We start from the raw sequence: 3,958 nt of genomic DNA on the forward strand, positions 1-3,958 counted from the left end.
TGCACGATTCCGAGCACGCTAACGCGGAAACATCCGCTGTTACGAACCCGGGTGCCACGGCCAGCGGGCATTCACACGCGACCAAGCACGTCGAGGGTAGTGGCGACTCCCCATCGCATGATCGATGCTGTTGCTCGGTCATGGGCCATTGCTCCTCTAGTGCGGTCGACACCAGCTTCCCAACCGATGCGCTGTTTCCCCCTGCGGCGCACTTGGTAAGCCGTGCGCTTGTCGCGGTCGCCCCCGGGTTCGACCACCCCCCCTATCGGCCGCCGTCTATCCGCGTCTAATTGAAGCTTCTGGTGCATTTCACATGCGCCAAACATCAATCAGGACGGTGGTTGCGGCTTCTGCGAAGTGGTCTACCGGGATTTGTCGAGTGGCACCAAAACTTGGTGTTGATCTTGGCTAATATTCCCTAGATCGCTCCACCGCGTCACCGTTCCGACGGAGACGCAGCGTGCGAACTTTGAAAATTATTGTTGCGACGTTAGTCGTGAGCCTGCTAATCGCAGGCGGCGTGGCAGCGGGCGCAATTTATTCCGGTATCTACAACGTCGCGGCCACCAGCGAACATTGGCGCATCACGCGCTGGGCATTGGAAGAAACTGTTCATAAATCGATCGAACAGCAGGCCTCCGGTATCGACGCCCCCGAGCTGGGCTCTCAAGACCAGTTACTGGCAGGCGCTGCCAACTTCGACGCCATGTGTAGCGCGTGTCATGCCCCACCTGGTAGGCAACAATCGGTTGCCGCGCGCGGCATGTATCCCAAACCACCCGAACTTACGCACGCCGCTGAGGAAAAAAGTGCAGGCGAAATTTTCTGGGTGATCAAGCACGGCATCAAGGCGTCCGGCATGCCCGAGTGGGGCTCGTCACACAGCGACGCAGACATGTGGGCTATGACCGCGTTCGTCGAGAAATTGCCGGGAATGTCAGCGGCCGACTATGACCAAATGCTGGCGCGGGCCGAAGCGAGCGGCGTCGGACACCACGCCATTGGCGGCGCACCCGATCATGGTGGTGGAAACGCAACTCGCGAAGTGGATGCGACGACCGGCTCGAGTAAAGGCCATAACGACGCGCACAGCGCCGGCTCGAACGAGGAGCATCACGATGAGGGCACCAAGGGGCCAGAGAGCGGCGGCGACTCAACCGCGGGTCACGACGATGGGCACGCGCATTAGGCGCGCAATCGTCGAAACACGGCTCGCATGTCATCCGAACCAATTGAATAACGAGGATATTTAAATGACTCGACATACACACGATAGCGACCGACGTCGCCTGTTGCGCGCCATGGGCGCGACCGGCGTGCTGGCCGGCTTCAATGCGTTGTTACCAGCCTATGCCCGCAACGGCCTGGCCGCTGGCGCGGCAAGATACCTCGACACCGCCGCCGCTCAGGTCCCGGGCGGCGCCGCACGCGATGTGGTGATGGACGTCCATGTCCGCCGCGAGATGATCGATATCGCCGGCGGTCGCGCGTCGGCCATTACGCTGAACCACACCACGCCCGGCCCGATCGTCGAACTCTGGGAAGGACAGAACGCCCACCTGCGGGTGCATAACCATCTCGACGAGTCGACCTCGATCCACTGGCACGGCATTTTGCTGCCGTTCCAGATGGACGGCGTGCCCGGCGTCGCCTTTCCCGGCATCGATCCCGGCGAGACCTTCGAAGTCGATTTTCCGGTGCGCCAGGCCGGCACCTACTGGTACCACAGCCATTCCGGGCTGCAGGAGCAAGTTGGCCAGACCGGGCCGATCGTGATTCATTCGCAAGGCGACGACGGCATCAATGCCGACCGCGAGTACGTCATCGTACTCAACGACTGGACCTTCGAGGATCCGCATCGTCTGCTCGCAAAGCTCAAGGAAATGAGCGATTACTACAACTTCAGCGAGCGCACGCTCGGCGATCTGGCCGAGGATTTTCGCCAATCCGGCGTCGCCACCACGCTGAAGGATCGCCTTGCCTGGGGCGACATGCGCATGAGCCCGCGCGATATCGCCGACGTCACCGGTTACACCTATAGCTACCTGATGAACGGCGTACACCCGGATGCCAACTGGACCGGCCTGTTCACGCCCGGCGAGCGTATTCGCCTGCGCGTGATCAACGCCTCCGCGATGACCTATTTCAACGTCCGCATGCCGGGCTTGCCGATGACCGTGGTAGCGGCCGACGGCAAGGAAGTGCAGCCGGTCGAGACCGACGAGTTTCAGATCGGCGTGGCCGAGACCTTCGACGTGGTGGTCGAGCCCCGGGCCGATCAGGCCTACACGATCATGGCCGAAACCATGGACCGCAGCGGCTATGCCCGCGGCACGCTCGCGCCGCGGGCGGGCATGGTCGCCCCCGTGCCGGCACTGCGCGAACAGCCGCAGCGCACGATGATGGATATGGGCATGGACATGAGCCAGATGGACATGGGCGGCATGGACATGTCGCACAGCAAGAGCGCGAAACCGATGGGCCACGGCCAGATGGCGATGGATCACGGCTCGATGCAAAAGATGAACATGCCCAAAAAGGAATCGGGCATGGCCGGGATGTCGCATCAAGGCCACAAGATGGCCGACTCGAAGATGTCTGGAAAAATGGCCGGCATGGGCCACGATATGAAAAAGATGGCCCATGGCACGGGCCCGAATGCCGGCACCATGGGTACGGGCGCAATGATGGAACAATCCGGGCCGGTGATCGCCAAGCACGGCCCCGACATGCACGGTGCCGGCAATATCAACATCGCCAACGTACAGCGTGATCGCCTCGCCGAGCGCGGCACCGGGCTGGAGGACGTCAATCATCGCGTGCTCACCTACAGCCAGCTGCGTAACGTCGTTCCAATGCAGGACCGGCGTGAACCGTCGAAGACCATCGAGATCCATCTCACCGGCAATATGGACCGCTATATGTGGTCGTTCGACGGTGTGAAGTACTCCAATGCCACACCGATCGAATTTCCGTACGGCGAGCGGATCCGGTTGATCATGGTCAACGACACGATGATGGAACATCCCATCCATCTGCACGGCATGTTCATGGAGCTTGAAAATGGCCAGGGCGAGCACCTGCCGTTCAAGCACACCCTGAGCGTGCTGCCGGGTTCGCGCGCCTCGCTGCTGGTCACGGCCGACGAGCCCGGCCGCTGGGCCTTCCACTGCCACCTGCTCTATCACATGGAAATGGGCATGTTCCGCGTCGTGCGGGTAAGCGATCAATCGGGAGAAAACAATGCTTAAACAATCGACCCCAGCCATCCTCAGCGCGACTGTCCTTTTCTTGGGATCTACGGCCCCGGCTCTTGCCGCCTCCGATGGCAAAGCCGATCTCGACTCAGTGATACCCGGGGGGCCTGCCGACCCGAACAGCGGCGCACCGCTCAACTGGAAAAAACCGATCCACGATCAGCAGGTCCATAAGTTCTTTCTGATCGATCGCCTCGAATACGGTGATGTCGACGGCACCAACAACTATCTCTGGGACGCCCAGGGTTGGATCGGTGGTGATTACAACAAACTTTGGCTGAAGACCGAAGGCGAGGGCCCGATGCGTGGCGGCTCGCCGGAGGACACCGAGTTCCAGGCACTCTATAACCGCACGATCACGCCGTTCTGGAGTGCCCAGGCCGGTCTGCGCTACGACGTCAATCCGAACCCGGACCGTGGCTTTGCCGTGCTCGGCCTGCAGGGCCTGGCCCCATACTGGTTCGAGTCCGATACCGCACTGTTCGTCAGCGAAGACGGCGACGTGAGTTTCCGGGGCGAATTCGAGTACGAGCTGTTGCTTACCCAGCGGTTGATCCTGCAGCCACGGGCCGAAATCAATGCCTCAGCCCAGGACGTGCCGGAATACGGGCTGGGTAGCGGCCTCAATAACACCGAGATGGGGATCCGGCTGCGCTACGAGATCAAGCGCGAGTTCGCGCCTTATATCGGCGTACGCTGGG

General features: G+C 61.4%; 3 protein-coding genes. All 3 read left to right on the plus strand.

The genetic code is table 11. The features are described from left to right. The first annotated feature begins 469 nt into the window (after positions 1-469). Positions 470-1,189 (plus strand): cytochrome c, encoded by a 720-nt coding sequence (locus ABNU97_RS17390; RefSeq protein WP_348767928.1) that lies wholly within the window; start codon positions 470-472, stop codon positions 1,187-1,189. Between the two features lie 64 nt (positions 1,190-1,253). Next, entirely contained in the window at positions 1,254-3,251 is a 1,998-nt protein-coding gene (locus tag ABNU97_RS17395) for a copper resistance system multicopper oxidase (protein WP_348767929.1), read from the plus strand. A 40-nt stretch (positions 3,252-3,291) separates the two neighbouring features. Then, on the plus strand, positions 3,292-3,958 hold a 667-nt coding region (locus ABNU97_RS17400), incomplete at its 3' end, for a copper resistance protein B (RefSeq protein WP_348767930.1).

The sequence above is a fragment of the uncultured Salinisphaera sp. genome (assembly GCF_964012375.1).
Classification (GTDB): domain Bacteria; phylum Pseudomonadota; class Gammaproteobacteria; order Nevskiales; family Salinisphaeraceae; genus Salinisphaera.

Bases quoted from the DNA above. Each gene is read 5' to 3' on its own strand.
- ABNU97_RS17395 (WP_348767929.1), top strand. From the start codon at position 1,254: ATGACTCGACATACACACGATAGCGACCGACGTCGCCTGTTGCGCGCC.